The organism is Wolbachia endosymbiont (group A) of Sympetrum striolatum (assembly GCF_947250715.1).
Classification (GTDB): Bacteria; Pseudomonadota; Alphaproteobacteria; order Rickettsiales; family Anaplasmataceae; genus Wolbachia.
On record NZ_OX366342.1, the window covers coordinates 480,549 to 503,151 of the forward strand.

Sequence of the window (22,603 nt, forward strand, 5' to 3'; positions counted from 1 at the left end):
CGAACATTGAGATATAAGAGTCAAGAAAAAAGATGTCATCCCAGTGCCCAGACACTGGGATGGATCTGTTGCAAGGTGATGTTTTACTCGCTTGCTTTGCCAGCTCTTTTACATATTTTTCTGCTTTCTCAATAATCTCATACTTTATGGCAAAATCATTATCTGGATCAACAGAGCCGTTTTTTGCTGGAAGATCTCTCACATGTCCAAAGGATGCAGTTACTTTGAACTCTTTACTTAAATATTTGCCTATTGTCTTTGCTTTCGCAGGTGATTCAACTATTAATAACGCCATATTGTTAATTATTTTGGTACTTAAAGATAATATGTTGAGAAATATACGATGAAAAGTAAAAAAATATTTTAATAGGTCTTGTGAATTTTACAGAGTAGGTTGTTCATGGTTTCCAGAAAACCCTTGGACCTTGCTATTTTCAAGTGACTTTGAAGGCTGATTACAACAATATATGATTGCAGCAGCAATAAGACAACAAACTCCAACCGCTACTCCAACCGCCAACATTTCTAAGTAAACTGCAATAGTTATTCCTAAAGCAACTCCAGCTATTGCCAGTACAGAAGCAGCTATAATAGTTCTCTTTTCACTTCGTGGAGCAGCAGCATTTGGTTTACTTGGTTGTTGATTATTGTTTTGAATACCAATTTTTTGATCTGAAACTTCAAGCTGCTCCTGTTCAGGAGTTTTTTCTTCTTCTAGGTTACTTGGCAGTACATCATCGTCTTGATTTACTTGATCCAAAACTTCAGGCTGCTCCTGTTCAGGAGTTTTTTCTTTTTCTGGGTTGCTTAGCTGTACACCATCGCCTTGAGTATTATTTGCTTGATCTGAAACTGGTATTTCAGGTTGGCTTAGCTGCTCCTGCTTATTTCCTGGTGTTTTTTCTTCTTCTAGGTTACTTGGCAGTACATCATCGTCTTGATTTACTTGATCCAAAACTTCAGGCTGCTCCTGTTCAGGAGTTTTTTCTTCTTCTTGTTTTATTCCCAAAACTTCTAATGAATTTTTAAGAGCAGCAGATTTTTCCTCAGCAGAACAATTAATATCTTCCTTCATATTTTTACCTCTTTCTACCAATAGGTCTATTGGGGACTTGTCATTATTGTCCTTAGCATCAATTTTTGCCCCACCTTTTATTAATGCTTCTAATTTGGGATAAAAACGTTTATTTACTTCTTCAAGCTGAAAACTCTGACCTACCTCCTCAACGCTGTTGCAATATTCTGAAACAACGTAATGCAGCAAGGTTTGCCCTAAAGAATCAGGAGTATTTAGATCTACTCCATTTTCAATTAAAGATTCTATAGTAGAAACATCACAACATCCTTTAACTAATGCGTTTTTGCCACTGCTATCCTCTTCCATTAAGTCAATGTTTGCTTTATTTTCGACGTGTGGATAAATATTATGCTCTACAATCTTGTGTGATATAGGAATACCGTTTGCATCCTTTAATCCTATAATTCCTTTCTCAACAAAAACATTCATCATTGAATAGTATGCTTTCTCTGTTTCCACGCGATCATAATAAAAGATGTAATCAGTCCATAAACTCTTTCTATGATTATCTACAAACTGGTCAATACACACATCAAGTGAAGTTACGTGTTCACTATTTGAAATATCGTAACGTACACCTTTATCTATAAGTGAGTGAAAAAAGGAAACAGCATTCTTAAGAGATATAATTACACTCTCTCTTGCACAACCTTCCCTAAATTCCATTGAGTTCATTTTTGACTGGCATTGATCAAAAAGCTTAATTATATTTTTATAGAGAGGACTTGTATTACAACTGATGTTATTATCTTGTGTATCTTTCTGAACATTAGGGTTACTACTATTTTCGGAAGAAGACTTCTTAGAAGAAGGTTGACCAAAATTAAAAGCATCAAAGTTAAATAACGTCTTTTTTAGAACAAAATCATCAGAATTAGGGTTATTAAAATACTTAAAGAAATCATGGAAAATCGTATTCCCGTCACTATCTTGCACATTAATATCGTCCACATCTAACTTCCCTAACAGCAAGCCTGCGGTTTTATAAGAATTTAATTTGATAGCAAGACGTAAAGCGTCAATAAGAGATACTTTTGCTCCTTTGCTAATCAAATAATCAACAATTTGCTCATGATCTTCTTTAATTGCATAATTAATCGGAGTAATACCAATATATATGCAATCATACTTAATATTAATATCGACACTGAACTTTTCTACTACTGTGCGTACAGATTCTAGATCACCTGCAAGAATTGATTGGTACAAAAAGTGGTATGGTTGCTTCCTTATATAATCTGCAAATAAATCATCAGATTTTGCTGTATTTTTCTCTTCACAACCACTTTTATCATATTCTTTTCTTTTTTTCTCGTTGGATAACACTTCATATGCCTTTTGAACATCTAGAAATGGCATTACAAGATCTTGCATTTCTTTCGATTCGGACTCAGATAAAATACCACCACCACGTTGCTTTTCTGACAATTCTCGATATCTTTCTTTTTTTTTAGGTGGGAGTTTATCAGGATGATATTTCAGTGCTAATTTTTTATAAGCTTTGTTTATTTCTTCCGGAGTAGCATCTTTATTTACTTCTAGTATTTCATAGTAGTTCCTAGCCATATATACCCCAACTCACAAATAATATATATTAGCATCATATGACATAAAAATCAAGTGAACTCACCCAGGAAAAGTAGAGATGTAGACAATGCTGGAATTTCTATATACTATAGCTTCCTACTTCATACCGCCACGGCGCTAACAAGCAGCGGGATGAAGGTTGTCAGGCTAGTACCTTCTCCTGTCATCCCAGTGCCTTCTTCTGTCATCCAAGTAGCTAACACTGGGATCTCATTTTACTTTATGACGGTGTCGTCCTAATACCTTCCCCTGTCATCCAAGTAGCTAACACTGGGATCTCATTTTACTTTATGATGATGTTATGAAAGTAGCTGACACTGGGATCCAGAAGACTTAATTTCAACCAAATAATAAAGGCTAGATCCCAGTGTTACGCACTGGGATGACAAAAAAAGGAGCACTGGTTCACCTTATGACGGTGTCATCCAAATACCTTCCCCTGTCATCCAAGTAGCTAACACTGGGATCTCATTTTACTTTATGATGATGTCATGAAAGTAGCTGACACTGGGATCCAGAAGACTTAATTTCAACCAAATAATAAAGGCTAGATCCCAGTGTCTAGGCACTGGGATGACACCTGTAGCCCTACGTCATACCGCGATTCATTCGCGGTATCTCTTAACATAGATCCCGCTAACACGTAGCGGGATGACGGTTGTCGGTGAACCTAAGTTACTTTAGCTATAAACATTAAGAAATTTACCAAACGAAAAAAAGGCAAAAGAAGCCCTAGTCATTGTCTATTTTCAGTATTGGCGTTTTTTAAGTCTTAAACACTGCAATTTAGCTGCTTTTAAATGCAACTCACCTACACCGCAAGTGTTTAAGAAATTTACCAAGCAGGAAAAAAGGCAAAGAAAACCCAGAGTAGCTAGTATTCAAATTCTCCCTTGTCAATTTGACGTTTTTTGCTGTCTTAAACGCTTTGTAAGCGCGTTTCGGCTTATATAGGTAAAAACCTAAAAATTTTTAAAGACATGCGATGCACGTAGTGCGAAAAATTAAACATGAGACGCCAAATACCCTAAGTTTTTTGTCATTAACCTGCACAGATTGCGAAGATAAATAAATAGCTTCACTATCATGATAAGGGGGCTGGCGAAGGGTGTCAAGTAAGTTTTCGTAGCTCTCATGGTTTAAAAAGCTGGATTCCAGCGTCACGCGCTGCCATGTGGTATACAAATTTCCTTCGAATTACAACGTACGTGCACTCTATATGCACTTGATTGACAAATGCTCTCTTATCAAAATCTCAAGAATCTGCACTATATTTAGTGCTGCACCTTTGCGCAGGTTATCAGCCACTATCCACATATTTAATCCGTGCTCAACAGTATTGTCTCGTCTAATACGCGATACATATACAGCATTCTCCTGTACAACATCAATTTGAGTTATGTATTCACTGTCTTCACGCCTGTTGTATACTAAAACTCCACTATCTTCGGCTTCACTTAGCACTTCACGAGCTTGTTCTTCAGTGATATGTTGACCAAATTCCACATTTACTGCCATAGCGTGGCCGATAAAGACGGGTACCCTTACACAAGTTGCAGTAACTTTTATATCTTCCTCTAAAATTTTTTTTGTCTCCTCTTGCATTTTCCATTCCTCTTCTGTAGAACCATTCTCCATGAATTTCCCTACATGGGGAATGCAATTAAACGCTATTTGCTTGGGGAATATCTCGGGCTTTTTAGTCTCATTCATGAAGATTTTTTTTGTCTGGTCATAGAGCTCATCCATTGCTGCTTTGCCTGCGCCAGAAGTTGATTGATAAGTTGAAGCAACGATTCTCTTTATTTTTGCTTTCTGGTGTAATAGATGTAGTACTAGCAGCATCTGTATTGTAGTACAGTTTGGGTTGGATATTATGTTGTGGTTTTTATATTCCATAATTTTTTCTTTATTAATCTCCGGAATAATGAGTGGCACACCCTCTTTCATTCTAAAATGGGAAGTGTTATCTATTACGATGCACCCAGCCTCAATTGCAGTCGGTACGTGTTTCTCAGAAACATGAGATCCGGCACAGAAAATGGCTATATTAACTCCAACGAAGTCATAATTCTCAAGGCACAAGACAGTTAATTCTTCATTACCGAAACTCACCTTCTTCCCTTCTGATTTTTTCGACGCAAGTGCAATAACAGAATCTATTGCCTCATCTTGAAACTCAGCAAGCGTGCTTAATACCTCACGCCCTACTCTTCCGGTTGCTCCAATAACAGCAATTTTGTATCCCATATAGATGAACCTCTAACTTTAAAGTTCTATTATATTTTTACTGACAAAATTTACAATTGTTTTAATATTTTTACCTTGCAATTAATTGTAATTTAGCTATTATTATGCAATATTAGTAATATTACATAATAAAGTGAAAGATGAATAAAGAATACAATGAAACTAAGGTTAAACCTGCAATGTCTACACCTCAAGAGCCTGAAAGAACCAATGGATTAAAGGCTCAAAATGTTCTTTCGAAAAAAAGAAAGCCTGCAATAAATTTTGATGATAAAAAGTATGGTGTAAAAAACCTTAAAATAGACCAACAGTTCCTAAATAAAAGACAAGAATCTTCAAAGCTAAGAGATTTCTTAAGATCAATACCAATAATAGGGAGATTTTTAGCAAGGATTTTCACACCTGAAAAAATAGAAATCATCAGTAACCCTATATATGACAACATGGAAGCATATGAAAAATCGCAAGCAGGTCACTCCAGTAAGATAAAAGATGAGACTAGTGTAGATGATGAACACGCAAAAGAAGTAGATAGTAAACTTGAGAAGGGTAATGTTGAACAAGTGGACAATAAGAAAAGTCGTTAAACTCTATTTTATTGTGCAGGAGCTCTGCAGTACCAAAATAAATAAATGGGTATGCCACTTGCGGTGAATAAGCTTGCGATCAGGAAGGTATTCACAGAAGTTTCAAATATTACCCAGCAGCAAAAGGTTGTTGCTATACTGCCAATTAAAAATTTGTAATAGTTTTTCTCCTTTATAATAACCTTGAGAAAAGCAAGACTGCATGCAAGGTAAACAAATAAAAATGAAACTACAGAAAAGTCGATAATTGATGTGATCTGTTTAGCAAAATTGTTGCTTGAAGTGAGAATTAGTAGAACTGAAGTGCCAACGGAGCTGATTGTTATGCCCCAGAAAGGAGAACCGTGCTTGTTTCTTTTAGCAAAGAACTGTGGCATCAGTTTATCTTCTGCAAGGCCAAGGGCCACTTGTCCACTAGCTAGTACCCAAGCATTTAAACTGCCAACACAAACAATAAAAGCAACAATAGAAATGATCAAATGCCAATTACCAGGAAACATAATTTTTATTGCGTCAACATACGGCGCTTTTGAATTAACTAGATCATTGCCGTTTATCAATCCCATGATTGCAAGGCTATTAATGAAATATATAACTGCAACAGAGATTGTGCCAAGTACTATGGCTCTTGGTATAGTCTTTGCTGGATCATTGACTGATCCTGCAGGTGCTGTTGCTGATTCAAGTCCAATAAAACACCATAGAGTGAGTAGTGTAGAGCGAGCAAGGACTTGAGACATCGTGAGGGTTGATATTTCCTCACTTATGATAAAATTATTCCTATCAAAGAAAAACAACGCTGTTACTGGTATAGCAAGCAGTGCGGTAATTTTGACAGTCATCAATAAAAGCTCAACACATCCAGCAGCAGTGACACCTCTTAAATTTATTAGTGTAATGATCGTAAATAATAGTATTTCTAAAAATAAGCGTATATTTTGAATATCTCCATGAAAAAGCGAAGTAAGATAGCCAATACTTGCAACGATTACTGCTGTCGTGCTAACCCATGAAATTACCCAATATGTCCAACCAACAAAGAAAGCTGCAGCAGGGCCAAAAGCATGCTTTACATAAACGTGAGGACCACCCGTTTCTGGAAATTTTGCACAGAGTAAGGCAAAAACCAAAGCAAGAGATATAGCACCAAGCCCTGATATCACCCAGCTTACAAGGCTGTACATGCCATATGGAGCAAGGCTAATTGGAAGCATAAAAATTCCAGAGCCAATTTGGCTACTAATCACTAAGGCAAAAATAGCCCAAAAACCTATTTTATTTGACACAATAATTTTTATCTAAATAGACTAACGATATAACTGAAGCTCAGAAATTTCAATCGATCTTTATAAAAACTTGCATTTTTTAAATTTATGCATATAATGAAATAGATTATTAGGAGAAGGCTATGAATCCGAGGTTAAAAACATTTTTAGTTGTTTGTGGGTATGTTTTATTAATTGGTGCTGCTATTGGAACATTATTTTATCATGATTCTCTGCTTAAGATCTTTATTAATGCGCTTTATGCATTCCTTCTTGCCAAAACTTCAAGTGAGGTATTAGCTGCTTTTGGAACACTTGCAATTTCTCTTGCTGCCTGTGTTGCATGCTATGGCATACATAAGCTCTGTTCTATCTTTACAGAAAAAATTACAAGCAACTATCAGTCTTTCAAAAATAAAAACAGTGATGATAGTATTTTTTCTGAAGTATATAACGACCCAACAATAGGGTTGAAAGATAAGATTCTATTTTTCTCTATATATTTAATATATTACATTCAATTACCATTTTTGTACTGTGCATCGAAAATATCTGCCCTTAATGGGTGGCTGCTACTGAGTACTAGAAGAGAAATACCAAGTAATCACATATTTCTTGTGCTTATAAATGCTGTATTATTAATTCCAGTAGCACTTCTTGAATTGATAAAGTATCCATTAGTGAGGCTTTTCTCACCTTTGGGTTTGAATGTAAAGCAGCTAAGCTTTTTGTTTAATGTAAGTGATGTGGGCACTGGCAGTCAAAGTGTTCACACGAGTAGTTTTGAACATAGTATTTTCCAATGCGCTCAAGAGTTAAAACAGAAATTTGGAGCTCAACCAAATGTACTCAATAAAGAGTTTGAAGACTACATAAATAATTCAGATGAGCTTACAACTGAGCAAAAAGAGCAATTAAAACTTTATCTTAACTTTAATGGTTCCAATGGAGCAGCTTATAGAGAATCAAAAACTAGCCTTACTCTCACGCAAGCTGCAAATTTAGTTTTGACTGCAGCTAAGGATCAAAAGTCAGATATAGATTTTCTAAAGTGCATGTTACTGATACGTTTCAAAGAGGGAAATGGTAAGTGCAATCTAGGAATGTTCAATCGTATTATTTATTCACTCAGTTGTCTTGAAGATAAAAATAACTTTACAGTTGAGGTAAACGCTCAAGTGTATGAGAGAATGCCAAGCATTACAGAAAAATTCCTGAGAAGCTGTAACAATAAAAAAATTACAGTTTTAAAGGACAATTTTGATAATTTTTATTCTGATGGTGATATGGATCCTCAAATAAAAAGCAACATCAGTAAACTGATAGAAGAAGCAAAACAATCTGTCTTTAATGAATTATATGTGGATTATTACAATAGGTATGGGCAAGATGTTGGAAGAGGCCCTATAAAGCATAAATTAAAAGAGTTAATTACAAGCGATGATGTAAAAGAAGCAATAAGCGCTGTTATAGATGGTATAGAAATTCCTCCAGTACCACCTACTTATCTTGAAAGAGTAAAAGCATTTTTTGGAGGTCATGCAAGGTCTTCTGCTGCTTAGTAGTGCTATAGCAGAAAACTTTTTTATTTTAACTAAAAAAATTACTTCTGCATATTCAAAGCCTTATTATAATGACAATTAGAGATATTTAGAGAGCTCAAAATCTATCTCCGTCTGCAGACTTTTCATCTAAATTTCAGTTAAAAATGTGGCGTATCTTCTTCAGCGTGTATACATATACTTAATCTCTGCCCAATGTACGTTGCATTTTTTCTGAATCTTGTTCATATGGGGGATTCTATGTCTAAAATTCCAGACACTTGACTTTAGCTAAAAACCATCTGGCGCCTATGGTTTTTTATAGTTTTGTCTTCCCTTTTCTGAATGGTTTGCAAGCTGCTGTAGCTAACCAAGAAAGGTTTCCCTACGTCATACCGCCGCGGTATCTCTTAACCGCTAACAAGCAGTGGGATGACGAAGTTATCGTCATGCCACCGCGAACCTTCACATCGCCGCAGACCGTCATACCGCCGCGGTATCTCTAGATCCCGCTAACAAGCAGCGGGATGACGAAGTTATCGTCATGCCACCGCGAACCGTCATATCGCCGCAGACTGTCATACCGCGATTCATTCGCGGTATCTCTTAGCATAGATCCCGCTAACACGTAGCGGGATGACGATTCTTCAAATCGTCAAGGTGTCATCCGAGTAGCTTGACTACTTGGATCCAGAAAACTTAACTTTAAATAAGTGGCTGCATAATAAAGACTAGATTCCAGCGTCACGCGCTGGAATGACACCATTTTCGGTCTCTTAAATTGCTTTAGCTAGAAACATTAAGAAATTTACCAAATAAAAAAAAAGGCAAAAGAAGCCCCGTGGTGCGAGTTTTGACTCTATATTACTGTAAGTGGCGCTGTAATAATGTGCTAACGCTTAAAATAAGCGCGATTTGGCTGAATGTAGAAAAAATTTAAAAGACATGCAGCCGCTATAATTTTATGTAATCCGCCAAAAAATACCCTAAGTTTTTTACTGAATTTTGTTATTGAGCCTGCAGGTCAAAAACAAGTTTTGAGTCATAAATACCCTTGTTATCATAATAAGGGGGCTGGCGGAGTTTGTCAAGGAAGTTTTTTCGTTTCTGCGAGCTACCTGAGTTTATTGACTTCATTAGAGCCAAAACTCTTGAGACCTAGGTGATAATTCTATCTAAAAGGATGCCAAAAAAGAGAAGCAACCCTACGTAGGAATTATTTTTAAATATGGACATGCATTGACTGGGATTGTCAGGATTGAAATTTTTGTATTGGCGGTGAAATATGAACCCTACAGCAAGTAGAGCAATATAAAAGATGTTATTTAATGATGATAAGATACCAGCATATAGCCACGTCATAAGAGATATTAAATAAAATCTTTTCAACCAAGATTTTGTTGTATCACCAAAATATAATGCGGTAGATTTCATTCCGAGTTTTTCATCATCTTTTTTATCTTGATGAGCGTATATGGTGTCATAGCTAAGTGTCCAAAAGACGCATCCTATATAAAACAGCAAGGATTCTATACTGATCTGGTTTATTATTGCTGCTGAGCCCATGAGCGATCCCATATTGAAGGTAAACCCTAAGAACAATTGTGGCCACCAAACATACCGCTTTAATAAAGGGTAAGTAGCTATCATACACATTGAGATTATTCCAAGTATGAGTGTGGTTTTATTAGTTAACAATAAAATTACCAAGGCGATAGATAGTAGCAGTGAGAGTAAAACCAAAGCCTGCTTTATGTTTAATGCACCACTTGCAAGTGGCCTATATTTTGTTCGTTCAACGTGCGCATCTATTTCCCTATCGAAAATGTCATTGATTATGCACCCTGCAGGTCTCATTAAAAATGCACCTATAGTAAATAAAACAAGGAGAAAAAGAGCCTGATACGATAGAGAAGTTGAGGCTAAAAGAATACCGCTCAAACTGGGAAATAGCACAAGCCACAAACCTGTTAAACTGTGCAGTCTCATTAATGAAAAGTAACGGTTGAAATACATTAATTAAGTGTGATTATGTAATATTTTGCTTACATTAACAAAATTATCGAACGCTAAATCAGGCTTGAAAACTAACTCAGGTATAAATCGCAAATCAACATAACACAATATAGATTTACGTATTGACCATGCAGATTGGTTCATTTCATTAACAACAGTGTTAATATCACAATTATCCTCAGAAGGATCTCCAGTGCGTGATGCTGAAATCCATGTACTTTTTTCTGAATCTGAGTAGTCAGCTACTTGGATATTCAATGAAGATAACACAATATATACATCTGCTTTTTTCAAATCTTTACTTAATTTTACGTCAGATACCGCTACATTTTTATTGAACACCTTACCTTCCATTAGGACTCTTGATATTGCTCTATGCAATACCGATGCTATTTTTAGGTTTCTAATTTCCTTTTTCATATCCATCTACTATAACACCCTTTCTTCTTGCACTAATTGATAAGCTTCCAAAATATCTCCAACTTTAATATCGATATTACCCTCTAGTGATACTCCGCATTCAAAGTTTACACCTACTTCTTTAACATCATCTTTAAATCTACGTAGTGCTTTTAACTTTCCTTCATGCACCAATTTGCCACCACGCACTACCTTAATTAAAGAATCTTTTCTTATGACTCCATCACTTACGTAACATCCAATGATATTACCAGCTTTAGATACGTTAAATATTTGCCTCACAGATGCAGAACCAACACGAACCTCTCGTGTAACAGGCTTTAACATTTTAGTTAAATACATTCTCATGTCGTCAATGAGCTCGTATATTATGTTATAAATATGTATTTCTACACCTTTTTGTTTTGCCAAGTCCCTTATTTTTGAGTCCACTTTTACATTAAAAGCTAAAATTACTGCACTTGATGCTTCTGCAAGCAGCACATCTGAATCTGTTATCCCTCCTACTGCTTTGTGTAGGATATTTAATTTCACTTGGTCTTTACCGAGTTTATCAATTGAACTTGATATCGCTTCAATAGAACCAGTTACATCGCACTTTAAAACTACAGATAGTTCTTCTGTTTCACTGTTATTACGACTGAATATATCTAAATTATTGTCGTCTAAATCTTCTTTCTTTTTCTTGATCAACTCTAGCCTGTATTCAACAATTTCACGCGCCTGCTTTTCAGAATTTACAACAACAAATTTATCTCCAGCATTTGGCACACCATTTAGACCAGTAATTTCAATTGGAGCGGAGGGTAGTGCTGCTTTTTCTCTTTGACCAAGGTGATTAACCATACTACGTACTTTGCTGTATGTTGTACCAACTACCAATATATCACCAACCTTTAACGTTCCTTCCTCAACTATCAATGTAGCTGATATTCCTTTCGCTTTATCTATTTTGGATTCTATTACCCATCCAAGTGCTCGACAATCTTCTATTGCTTCTAGCTTCATTAATTCAGCGATTAACAAAATCGCCTCTTCTAGTTTATCTAAATTAGTTTTCTTTTTTGCTGATACTGGCACAATCATAATATCACCACCAAGCTCTTCAGAGATGAGATCATATTGAGGCAAACTATTAATTATTTTTTCTACATCACCAGGTTCAGATTTATCAATTTTATTAATAGCAACTATAATAGAAACATTTGCTGCTTTTGCATGATTTATTGCTTCAACTGTTTGTTTCATGATTCCATCGTCAGCTGCAACTACTATTACAACTATATTAGTAATATTGGCACCACGTGCACGCATTGCAGTGAACGCTTCATGTCCTGGTGTATCAATAAAAGTAATTTTTTGCTTATCTTTTGTCGTTATTTGATAAGCACCTATGTGTTGAGTTATGCCACCTGACTCTCTTTCTGCAACATCAGATTCACGAAATGCATCGAGCAATGAGGTTTTACCATGATCAACGTGTCCCATAAAAGTGACGACTGGTGGTTTAGGTTCTTTAGACAAGCTTTCCCTGTCTTCTATGAAAAATAAATCCTTTTCTCTGTTGGTATCGCTCACTCGTTTAGCCGTATGATTGAATTTTTCCACTATTTCATATGCTATATCTGGATCCACCAGATCATCTACTCTATAACTCTCACCGACTTCTTCTTTGAACATTTTTAGCACACTCTTGCTATCTTCTGCCATACGAACAGATAACTCCCTGATAGTTATTTTGTCTGGTATAATAACTTCTCTTGATATATTTTTACCCTTAGTAAACTTTGACTTTCTACTTCTTATACCAAATCTTTGCTTAAATACAGGGGGTTGTTCAGTTTTTTCATCTATTGCCTGTGCAATTACCAGTTTAGAATGCTTAGAATATATATCTTTGTTGACTTTAGAAGACTTTTTATCGTCGCTCTCATAGTCAATATTATCTTCTCTTAGTTCAACTAAGTGAGTATTACTTAAAACTTTCTTATTTATTTCTTTAGATAAAGTGTCCGCTTCATTTTTCTCGTCAATCTCTTTATTGCTGTCTTCTTTTGCTGTTTTCTCTTTTTCTTCTCTCTGATTTCTTTCTTTCAGCAAAGCAGCATTCTGCACAGCATTAATGCGGAAAATTTGTTCTTTCTCTGTTAAAGAACCTAATTTACTCTCGTCAAATAAATTATGTTCTTCTGCATCATGAGATTTTTTTCTTCTTTTTTTTACTATTGTAGCTCCAGTACTTGGGCTAGCTGAAGAGTTTAAATTGAGGTCTAATTTAAGCTTGCTTAAGCCTTGGAGCGTTAATTTTTTATTACTGATATCTTCATTATTCATATTATTTTATTATATTAACCCAAGCTTTTTACGTGCTTCTATGATTATTGAGTCTACTGTATCTTTTAGATTTTCTTTACTATCAGCTGAGGAAGAGAGTATGCTGCAAAACTCATAACTTGATAAATCTGCTATGTCCTCTAAAGTCTTAATATCATGTTTACTAAGAGCAATTTTATTGTCTATTGATAAAGTTAAATTGATTACATCATCTTCCATACCTAGACTTTTTAGCTCTTCTATTTTTCTATCATTTTCTGCTTTCAGGTGCTTGTTTGCTCTGTTATGAAGTTCGTTTGCAATATCCTCATTAAAGCCCTCTATTGAAGAAAGCTCTTTAATTGAAGCGTTGGATATATCTTCTACGCTTGAAAAACCTTCTGTTACTAATAGCTGACCCATAATCTCTTCTAAGTTTAAAGCTTCAGCAAATAAAGCTGAACATTGACTAAGTTCTTTACTTCGCCTTTCTGATTCTTGCTGAGTGCTTAATATCTCAATTTTCCATCCAACAAGCTCTGAAGCTAATCTTACATTCTGGCCCTTTTTTCCTATAGCTAAACTCAATTGATCTTCAGCAACTATTAACTCTATGCAATTTTCATTTTCATCAATAATAACCTTCGATACTTCTGCAGGAGTAATGGCTTTAATAACAAATTGACCCAAATCTGAGGAGTAATTTATAACGTCAATTTTTTCACCATTTAATTCGTGTATAATAGTTTTTATTCTATCTCCCTTAACTCCAACACAAGCACCTACTGGATCAATGTTCTTGTCAGGAGAGAAAACAGCAACCTTAGACCTTGAGCCGGCGTCTCTAGCTATACCTTTAATTGTTACTAACCCGTCAGCAATTTCTGGTATTTCTTGATTTAATAATGCCTCTAAAAAGCCTTCATGAGTCCTAGAAAGAATAATTTGACGTCCATCATCAGAGCGCTTAACGGTCTGTATGTAAGTTTTAACCTTATCGCCTTCATGAAATGATTCACCACCGGTCAAATTTCGCAATGGAAGATATGCCCTAGTGCCATTTATGTCTATAATAAGATCTGAATATTCTACTTGTTTAACAATACCATACCTTATTTCTCCCACCTTATCTTTAAATTCCTCATATTGCTTTTTTGACTCTTCATCTTTAATTATTTGAGCAATCTTTTGCTGGGCAATCCTTGCTGAAGCAAGATCAGTGTTAAGAGAGAGCAATTCACTAACAGTATCTCCAACTTTTGCATCTCCTTTTATTAATTTAGCTTGTGTCAGCGTAATTGATTCATACTCAGTGTTCTCTTCTTCATTTGATTCGTCATCAATAACTTTTAGTTTTCTGTATGAAGTAACTTTGCCTGTATTTCTATCTATATTAACTACAATTTTACTTTTGCTACCATACTTTTGATAAGCCACTGCTTCTATAGCACTTTCTAGTGCCTTTATTACAACATTAAAATCTAAACCTTTTTGAAGTGAAAGTTCTCCTGCTGTTTTTATTACATCAAGGCTTCCAACTATGTTATTCTTGTTACTTTTCTGCTTAACACTGCTTTTACGATTAGCAATCATAATAAATAAATCCAATGTAATTAGTTATAATTATAGCTTCAACGGGCAAAGAACGCTATCTTAAATGTTAAATGATTGCTAATTTAAGTCAAGTTTTTTCATGTCTTTGTATGACAAGCAACGCCGGAGTAAAGAATAAAGTTAAGACCGTTGCAGCCAATATTCCACTTGCTATGGTTGTTGAAATGTCAACCCACCACTGGCTTGATGGAGCATCATATGTGATTTGTAGCGTAAAAAAATTGATATTTAACCTGGTAATCATCGGTATTAAACCAAGAACTGTGGTTGCAACGGTAAGCAATATTGGCCTAACGCGAGAAATTGCAGCGTTTATTACACATCGCTTGATGTCATTTTTGTGTACCTTAATTTGGTGATGAAAGGCATCAAGCAATAGTATGTTATTATTTACTATAATTCCTGCCAAAGCAATTATCCCCACTCCACACATAACAACTACGAAAACTTGTTGGATAAGAAAGAAAACAAAAAACACACATGTTGTGGATAAAAACACTGCTGTCATTACGATAAATGTATGGTATACATTATTAAACTGTGTCACTAATACCAATATCATTAGTGTAATTGCTAATATAAAAGCCTTTAACAAAAATGTTCCTGATTTTTGTTGATCTTCTTTGTCGCCTTTAAAATCAATTTTTACTCCCTTGTCCCAATCCTGGGCAATAGAATTCTGAATGAACTTTACTCTTTCATTAACAAGATAGCCTGTATCCACATCAGCGGAAATTGTCACTGTACGTAATCCATCAATCCTATTTAGTTTGTTTACCTTTTTTTCGGGAGCATATTTTACTATGTTGCTCATAGGATGCGGGCCATTAACTGTATTGATAAAAAGATTATCTATAGTCTTCATGTTGCGGTCCCTTCTGGGGAAACGGAGTACAATATCGATTTCTTCATCCGTGTTATTTGGTCTATATTTTCCAATCAACACTCCATTTGTAACCATCTTTATAAAATCGCCAATGGTTGCAACACTTACTCCAGAACTTGTAGCCTTACTCTTATTAACACTCATATTCCACTCTATTTCAGGTGCTGATCTGCTATCTTGAATATTTATAAACCCGGATGAAGGTTGGTCCATAATTTTTAGAATTTTCTCTGCTGCTAAATTCAGATTGGATGCACTTCCGCTGAGGTTAATTTGTATTGGCTTGTCAGCCGACGGTCCTGACTTTTCCTCTTGAACATTAATTATTATTCCTTTCATGTCTTGCACACTGCTCCTTATATCGTTTAATATGTGCTTAGCTTTGCGCCTGAAGCGCCAATCCATAAGTTCTAGTTGAATTCTGGCGATAACGTTGTCTGAAAATGCTCCTGATCTAGCATAAGAAACATGAATTTCTTTTTCAACGCTCAAAATGCGTTCTTCCACTTCTTTGAGTATCAGATCTCGTTCTTTGGCTGATAAGCTTTCTTTTGCTTTAACACTGATTAAAATATTATCTGAATCCACTTTCGGAAAAAACTTCACTCCAGGACCAAAGGTAAAGTACAGCACACTAAATGAAAACAGGACGAATACAGTAGCACATATGAATTTTTTAGGATGATCTAAAACCTTCTCTAGCATGCGTATGTAAGCTCTTATTATAGACCCAGCATTTTTTATCTCACCACTTTCTATAGCACTCATTTTTTTTATTTCTTTTTTTGAAGTTATTGAAGGCTTACCAAATATTGCACCAAGTGTTGGTATAAAAACCAAAGCCATAATGAGCGATCCAGTCAAAGTTAGAATTATTGTAATTGGTATGTACTGCATGAATTTACCAACAGTATCAGGCCAGAATAATAGAGGAAAAAACACTGCTAATTTAGTTAACGTCGATGATAGAACCGGATAAAACATATCACGAACTGAAGTGTGAAAGGCTTCTACTTTGTCCATTCCGCAGATCATCTTTCTATCGGCATATTCGCTGATCACAATTGCATCATCAACCAGCATGCCAACAGCCATGATTAAACTGAAGAGCACAACGATATTTAAGGTTATGCCCATAAAGTAAAGAGCTATTATCCCAATGAGAAAGGAACCGGGTATCGAGAGTGCCACAAGAATAGCAATCCTTGTTCCCATAGAAAGCATCATTATGATCAATATTAACAACACAGCGAATATTATGCCGTTTTCCAAGTCATCAAGCACATCGCGGACGTTTTTTGACTGGTCATTTAAGTACACCACTTTTAAATTTTCAGGTAATTGATCTTTTGCCTTATCCATTAAGTATTTTACTTGATTTACTGTGTCTATTATGTTTTTTCCGTTACGTTTTGAAATTTCTAGCACGACACTAGGTAATCCATTAATGCGAGCAAACCCTTGGTGATCCTCAAACCTAGGGTATACTTTTGCTATATCTTTGATTCTCAAAACTGCATCGCCTTGAGATCTAATAGGAATATTCATAATATCTTCTATATCTTTTAATAACCCTGATATTTTAATCGAATATTTACCGGTATCATTTTCCAGTGACCCAGCTCCCACTAGTCTATTATTGCTTGATATAGCTTGGAATATTTCGTTTGATTGAATGTTATATTTTGTTAGAACTGTGGGCTCAATTATAACTTCCACTGTTTCTTTACGCATACCTGCCACTTCAACTTTGAGAACATTTGGCAGAGATTCTATTTCTTTCTTTAGCTTGCGTGCTATTTCAGTTAAGGCTCTTTCTGGCAAATTACCAATTAAGCCGACATTGAGTATCGGAAATAAGCTCAAGTTTATTTCATTGATTATCGGAGATTCCGCTTCAACAGGTAACTTCGATTTTATGTTTGAAAGCTTTGAACGGACATTATCGAGCACTTCTTTATTATCATACTCTGTTCCAAATTCGAGTATCATGTGAGCACCATCATTAGTTGCAAAAGCTCTCAATTCTCTTACACCTTCGATGGATCTTAGTTCATTTTCTATAGGCAGCACTAATAGCTTTTCACTATCTTGAGCAGAAATCCCAGGAAGTCCAACAAACACGCTGATTATAGGAATCTGTATATCAGGGTTACTTTCCCTTGGCATTTTTACATAAACGTATGAACCGAAGATAAAAATTACTATAAGTAATAATACCACCGCCCTGTTTCGCTCTATGAGTAAGCTCTGCATGTTGAATGTTAACTAAATATGTGTGTTTGTACAATATTATAGTCGAGATACGTTGCATATTAATTAATCCTTGTGTAGCTTTAAAACTTTACGCAAATAATTAAAATTTTCGCAAAATTGCAAGTATAAGAAAATTTCTGTATAATAATTCTAGAACAGTATTTGAGAGGTTATTATGGTGGCAATTTTAAATGTAACAAAAGGCAAGAGAAAAGTTATTGTGTCTGGATTAGCTGGAGCTTTATCAGCTTTAATATTTTTAACAGCAATCCACATTGCCGCAAAGATAGCCATTATCGTTTCTGCTGCTGCAGTTACTTACTTATTACTTTTGCTGATTCATAAAATAAGAACTAAAGCTGAAATTACTCGTGTTTCAGAAGATGAAGGTGAAGAAAAAGATACGGAAATATCCGTAAAAGAACCAAAAAGAACTGAAACTGAGCTAGCAGAAGAATTAAAAAATAAAAGAGCACAAGAAGAAATGAAAAATGGACTACCTGAACATATGGATTTCAAAGGTAATTCACTTTCTAAAAGCACTAACGCTGATGATACAAGTCGGACTAAATACGCAACGAACTATATGGACTTAATGCGATCCCCTCCTATGCATATGAATGGATATGACAAAAAAATCAAAGAACTTACCAATGCTCCGAGGACTTTTTTCAGTGATAACTTAATGAGAATGCCAGAGCGGCTAACTATGGAAGATATTGTTAACCAACGTGGTTAGAGTTTATATCAAACTCTTCATCTTATATTGAGAATCAGATGCAATGCCGTAGACCCTATTTGGCGGAGCAATTTTGTTCTCTATACCAAAAACTATACCTTCAATTATTGCTGTGAGTACTTTTTCAAGGTTACAGTCTGCTCCAGGAACACGGTGCTCTAGGCGGCATCTTTTGGAATCGTTGCCAAAATAGGGAATTCTTATCGCAGCAGTTCTGTTATTTACTCCCCAACTAATCGTAGTTGGAGTGTGAATATCCGGGTACTGAAATCTTAAATATGAATCATCATTTGGAGCAAAAAACAACATATGTTTTTTCATTATTGCACATAATCCGCCAATACTATGAATCAAATAATCACTACACTTTTGCTCATTGATATAAAATAAGTTATCGTTATTTGAATTCACGAGATTAACATGCACATTTAATGCACTGCCTGCTCTATCCAAATAAGGCTTTGCTTTAAAAGAAACGTTCCCACCAAGTTTTTGTACTACTTCAGTAAGTAATTGTTTTGCTAACTCAAAATGCTTAATTAAATTGTCGGAGTTCGTATAACAACCACTTTTTATCTCATATTGATGTGTAGAATTCTCCTTCTCGCAGGAAAATTCAAGAAATGCTATTTTATTTTTGATGCTATTCAGAAATAAATATTCTTTTTCTATTCCTTCAATGTAAAACTCTAGTTCAATACCGAATACAGCATGACAACTCAAATTACTTAATATAATCATAAATTTGCTTCAGTAAATCTATATTAGGTTAGCTATATTTATATGAATACTTTACTTATTTGCCAGTAAATTTAACATCTTATTTATACATAATGTATTACTATTTTTAATAGCATGCTTCTAATCCTCGATACAAGCGACATTTACAAATTTTTCATTTTTTTGAAATAAAAATGATCAATTTTAGTGTTTTTATACCCTTTACAACTCATCAAAAAATCACCATAATTTTTAGTATGTATTAAGTAGTATTAGCTTTTCATTTTGCAGTAAGCTATTGATTATCTTATATTTTTCTAATTGTTGCTTTTTTCTTGGTATGGTATATGAACTTAACTAGCCCTAAGGTTTCTACTATGTTTTTTGATCAGATTATTACAGTAACGGATCACAATGTTACTTGGGAAAAAATCCAAAATTGTCTTTATAATCTTTATGGAGAAGCAACATATAACAGCTGGCTGAGTTCGCTAAAATTTGTCAGTAGCAGAAATGGGGAAGTTCTTTTATCCGTGTCAACAAGGTTTATAAAAGAGTGGATTACAGTTCATTACATGAAAAAAATATTATCATTATGGCAAAGCGAAGATAAAAGCATACGTTCTATTGATATTCAAGTAATTGAGGAAAGGAATTCAAATTTTAATGTTATACTAAAAAACAGAGAGGAAAGTAATCATAATCTTGGTTCGCCGCTGGATCCAAGGTTCACCTTTGATAATTTTGTAGTGGGAAAGCCAAATGAATTAGCATTTACGGCGGCAAAGCGTGTGGCAGAATCTATAGATCCAATATTAGGCAGCAATCCTTTGTTTCTATATGGTGGAGTGGGACTTGGTAAAACACATCTAATGCATGCTATAGCCTGGCACATAATCAATTCCCCATCAGAAAAAAGAAAAGTAGTATATTTATCAGCAGAGAAATTCATGTACCAATATATTACAGCGCTGCGAAGCAAAGATATTATGTTATTTAAAGAGCAATTTAGATCAGTAGATGTATTGATGGTAGATGATGTGCAATTTATCAGTGGTAAAGATAGTACACAAGAAGAATTTTTTCACACTTTCAATGCATTGATAGACCAAAATAAGCAATTGGTTATATCAGCTGATAGGTCTCCTAGTGATCTTGATGGAGTGGAAGAAAGAATAAGATCACGACTCGGTTGGGGGTTGGTGGCAGATATTAATGAAACAACTTTTGAATTAAGGCTTGGTATATTGCAGGCAAAAGTGGAGCAGATGAATATGTATGTTCCGAAAGATGTCCTAGAGTTTTTAGCAAGGAACATAAAATCTAATATAAGAGAATTAGAAGGAGCATTAAATAAGGTTACCCATACCTCATTAATTGGAAGAAGTATGACGGTAGAATCAGCTAGTGAAACCCTAATCGATCTTCTTAGGTCAAATCATAGGTCAATCACAATAGAAGAAATACAAAAGAAAGTAGCTGAATTTTTCAATATAAAGGTTGCAGATATGCAATCCAATAGAAGACTTCGCAGTCTTGCAAGGCCAAGACAAATAGCTATGTATTTTGCCAAAAAATTTACGCAAAAAAGCCTACCAGATATTGGGAGAAACTTTGGTGGCAGAGACCATGCTACCGTTATACATGCAGTAAAACAAGTAGAAAATTTTATAAAGACCGACTCAAAATTTGCTGATGAAATCAATCGATTAAAAAAAATGTTTAAGTAGCGTTGTTAAAATAGCTAATAACAAGTCCTAAAATGAATCGACTATAGTTTTAATCCGTTTAAGTTTAAAATCTTCTGTTAGCTTCGCAGAATACATTTCCTTATTGTGTTGATTATAGAAGGTAAATTTGTGATCATCTAAGTTTAGTATTGCAAAGCCAAAACCGAAAAAGTTTCTAACCTCGTGTGCTAAGTAGTTTCTACCATTTGAATAGTCAAATTCTACATTTTGATAAACAGGCTCTTGATCTTGAGCGTGTAATAATGCACCACCGTTTCCAACTATAATCTGGTCTGGAACATTATCCATTAATAAAATCTGGGCTATATGAATGTGGCCAGAAACTATGGTAGTGACATTGCTTGGAAATTTATCTCCAAAAGCTTCAATTTGTGTAAGATTACCATGGCTTTTTAATGTCAAAAATTCTTTTTTTGGAGATCTCCAAAGCGGTTTATGAGTTAAAAACCACGTGGGCTTATCTTGTATCAATTTATCAAATTGCCTTTCAAAAGCATCAATTGTGCTTTGGGTTGTAAAAATATCCTCACCGGATGAAGAGTCGAAGATAAAAAATTTCATCGGTCCAGCATCTAAGGACCAACTAGAAACGAAGTTTCCACATTTTTCAGACGAAAAGGGGTATGAATCTAGATACCTGAACCATCCTTCATAAGCTCTATTACAACTCTCATGGTTTCCACGAACAAAAAGGAAAGGGGATTGTAATGAAATATCCTTTGCAGGCTCAAACCAATCAGCGTACCAAGCTTTTTTATTATATCCATAAATATCGCCACACTTTTTTGTATTTCTACATTTTGTTTGTCTATAATGATAATCACCAACATGGATAATTAAATCTGGTTTATGAAGGGCGATTGAATCTAAATTTTTTTTTAAAGGCCAGCTATCTACCGAATTACATTCCTGCTGAAATAACATATTTATTCTACAACCCGTGTCACCAATAAAAGCAATTTTATTAACCTTTTCTGGTAATATAGGAACTCGTAGATCCTCAATACTAATGTTTTTGGCACTTGTTTGTACTGTCAGTTCACAAACTGTTTCGTTATGATCACCATTGTTAATTGAGCTGCGATTCAGCATTTCTATTTCCTCGCCATCGACATAAACAATGGGACACATGTCATTGTCTGTAATTGCACGTATGCTTAATTTATTTTCTGGGATAACTTGAGACCATGTGTATAATATCTGTGCATGGACGAAATGAAAGCTAGTTATAAGAGAGAGAGCTAAAAAAATAAAGATATTATCTACATTCATTTGTATAAAAACCTAAGTTAAAAATTAGTAGTAAGGTTGTCTTAAATGATTAAAATTTATAATCACAAAATTCATAATCAAATTATACAAGTAATTTCTAAATTATTCTAGTATCAGATTGACACTCTAGATGAAAAATTCTAAAATGATTAAATAATTTAAAATAACTATATAAAAACTAGAATATAGTGCGGCCGTGGTGGAATTGGTAGACACGCAGCGTTGAGGTCGCTGTGGCTCATAAGGCCTTGGAAGTTCAAGTCTTCTCGGCCGCACCAGTTTTTTCATAGCTGCTTAATATGGGTAAA

Annotated in this window: 15 protein-coding genes, 1 tRNA gene and 2 pseudogenes; 6 read left to right on the forward strand and 12 right to left on the reverse strand. The window is 34.9% G+C overall.

Annotated features, from left to right (window positions below):
• Positions 1 to 82: 82 nt before the first annotated feature.
• The 3 genes and pseudogenes from OOK87_RS02340 to OOK87_RS07410 form a co-directional block, all read right to left on the reverse strand.
• Positions 83 to 295: pseudogene (locus OOK87_RS02340) on the reverse strand (toprim domain-containing protein); the annotation flags it as partial.
• A gap of 87 nt (positions 296 to 382) precedes the next feature.
• Entirely contained in the window at positions 383 to 2,287 is a 1,905-nt protein-coding gene (locus OOK87_RS07405; protein ID WP_406719584.1) for a TomO hydrophobic C-terminal domain-containing protein, read from the reverse strand.
• 72 nt (positions 2,288 to 2,359) lie between these two features.
• Positions 2,360 to 2,644: pseudogene (locus OOK87_RS07410) on the reverse strand (DnaJ domain-containing protein); the annotation flags it as partial.
• A gap of 54 nt (positions 2,645 to 2,698) precedes the next feature.
• Between OOK87_RS07410 and OOK87_RS02350 the strand changes: the two are divergent.
• Positions 2,699 to 2,905 carry a hypothetical protein gene (locus OOK87_RS02350; protein ID WP_264687951.1) on the forward strand — a complete coding sequence of 69 codons (207 nt, stop codon included), beginning with the start codon at positions 2,699 to 2,701 and terminating at the stop codon, positions 2,903 to 2,905.
• Positions 2,906 to 3,880: 975 nt separating this feature from the next.
• On the opposite strand, the gene OOK87_RS02355 is transcribed toward OOK87_RS02350, so the two are convergent.
• The gene (locus OOK87_RS02355; protein ID WP_253307369.1) at positions 3,881 to 4,915 is read right to left on the reverse strand and encodes an aspartate-semialdehyde dehydrogenase; all 1,035 of its coding nucleotides are present in this window, start codon (positions 4,913 to 4,915) and stop codon (positions 3,881 to 3,883) included.
• A gap of 140 nt (positions 4,916 to 5,055) precedes the next feature.
• Here OOK87_RS02355 and OOK87_RS02360 point away from each other — a divergent pair, with 140 nt between their 5' ends.
• Positions 5,056 to 5,502, forward strand: a complete 447-nt coding sequence (locus OOK87_RS02360) for a hypothetical protein (protein ID WP_253307368.1) — start codon at positions 5,056 to 5,058, stop codon at positions 5,500 to 5,502.
• 8 nt (positions 5,503 to 5,510) lie between these two features.
• On the opposite strand, the gene OOK87_RS02365 is transcribed toward OOK87_RS02360, so the two are convergent.
• Entirely contained in the window at positions 5,511 to 6,788 is a 1,278-nt protein-coding gene (locus OOK87_RS02365) for an APC family permease (protein WP_264687952.1), read from the reverse strand.
• A gap of 122 nt (positions 6,789 to 6,910) precedes the next feature.
• Between OOK87_RS02365 and OOK87_RS02370 the strand changes: the two genes are divergently transcribed.
• The gene (locus tag OOK87_RS02370; protein ID WP_264687953.1) at positions 6,911 to 8,329 is read left to right on the forward strand and encodes a hypothetical protein; all 1,419 of its coding nucleotides are present in this window, start codon (positions 6,911 to 6,913) and stop codon (positions 8,327 to 8,329) included.
• 1,137 nt (positions 8,330 to 9,466) lie between these two features.
• Here the strand turns inward: OOK87_RS02370 and ubiA are convergent.
• The 5 genes from ubiA to OOK87_RS02395 all read right to left on the reverse strand — a co-directional run bounded on the left by ubiA (position 9,467) and on the right by OOK87_RS02395 (position 17,813).
• Positions 9,467 to 10,324, reverse strand: a complete 858-nt coding sequence (gene ubiA / locus OOK87_RS02375) for a 4-hydroxybenzoate octaprenyltransferase (protein ID WP_264687954.1) — start codon at positions 10,322 to 10,324, stop codon at positions 9,467 to 9,469.
• Positions 10,325 to 10,327: 3 nt separating this feature from the next.
• Entirely contained in the window at positions 10,328 to 10,744 is a 417-nt protein-coding gene (locus OOK87_RS02380; RefSeq protein ID WP_164225054.1) for a ribosome-binding factor A, read from the reverse strand.
• 9 nt (positions 10,745 to 10,753) lie between these two features.
• Positions 10,754 to 13,078 carry a translation initiation factor IF-2 gene (infB, locus tag OOK87_RS02385; RefSeq protein WP_264687955.1) on the reverse strand — a complete coding sequence of 775 codons (2,325 nt, stop codon included), beginning with the start codon at positions 13,076 to 13,078 and terminating at the stop codon, positions 10,754 to 10,756.
• 9 nt (positions 13,079 to 13,087) lie between these two features.
• The gene (gene nusA, locus OOK87_RS02390; protein ID WP_264687956.1) at positions 13,088 to 14,650 is read right to left on the reverse strand and encodes a transcription termination factor NusA; all 1,563 of its coding nucleotides are present in this window, start codon (positions 14,648 to 14,650) and stop codon (positions 13,088 to 13,090) included.
• 88 nt (positions 14,651 to 14,738) lie between these two features.
• On the reverse strand, positions 14,739 to 17,813 hold the full coding sequence (locus OOK87_RS02395; RefSeq protein ID WP_264687957.1) for an efflux RND transporter permease subunit: 3,075 nt from the start codon (positions 17,811 to 17,813) through the stop codon (positions 14,739 to 14,741).
• A gap of 175 nt (positions 17,814 to 17,988) precedes the next feature.
• On the opposite strand from OOK87_RS02395, the gene OOK87_RS02400 reads away from it, so the two are divergent.
• Complete coding sequence (locus tag OOK87_RS02400; RefSeq protein ID WP_253309365.1) at positions 17,989 to 18,552, forward strand: hypothetical protein; 564 nt, start codon at positions 17,989 to 17,991, stop codon at positions 18,550 to 18,552.
• Positions 18,553 to 18,555: 3 nt separating this feature from the next.
• Here the strand turns inward: OOK87_RS02400 and OOK87_RS02405 are convergent, their stop codons facing one another.
• On the reverse strand, positions 18,556 to 19,293 hold the full coding sequence (locus OOK87_RS02405; protein WP_264687958.1) for a type I glutamate--ammonia ligase: 738 nt from the start codon (positions 19,291 to 19,293) through the stop codon (positions 18,556 to 18,558).
• Between the two features lie 326 nt (positions 19,294 to 19,619).
• On the opposite strand from OOK87_RS02405, the gene dnaA reads away from it, so the two are divergent.
• Complete coding sequence (gene dnaA, locus OOK87_RS02410) at positions 19,620 to 21,002, forward strand: chromosomal replication initiator protein DnaA (RefSeq protein ID WP_264687959.1); 1,383 nt, start codon at positions 19,620 to 19,622, stop codon at positions 21,000 to 21,002.
• A gap of 27 nt (positions 21,003 to 21,029) precedes the next feature.
• Here dnaA and OOK87_RS02415 read toward each other — a convergent pair whose 3' ends face one another.
• Complete coding sequence (locus tag OOK87_RS02415) at positions 21,030 to 22,295, reverse strand: metallophosphoesterase family protein (RefSeq protein ID WP_264687960.1); 1,266 nt, start codon at positions 22,293 to 22,295, stop codon at positions 21,030 to 21,032.
• 190 nt (positions 22,296 to 22,485) lie between these two features.
• On the opposite strand from OOK87_RS02415, the gene OOK87_RS02420 reads away from it, so the two are divergent.
• Positions 22,486 to 22,573, forward strand: a tRNA-Leu gene (locus tag OOK87_RS02420).
• Positions 22,574 to 22,603: the final 30 nt, after the last annotated feature.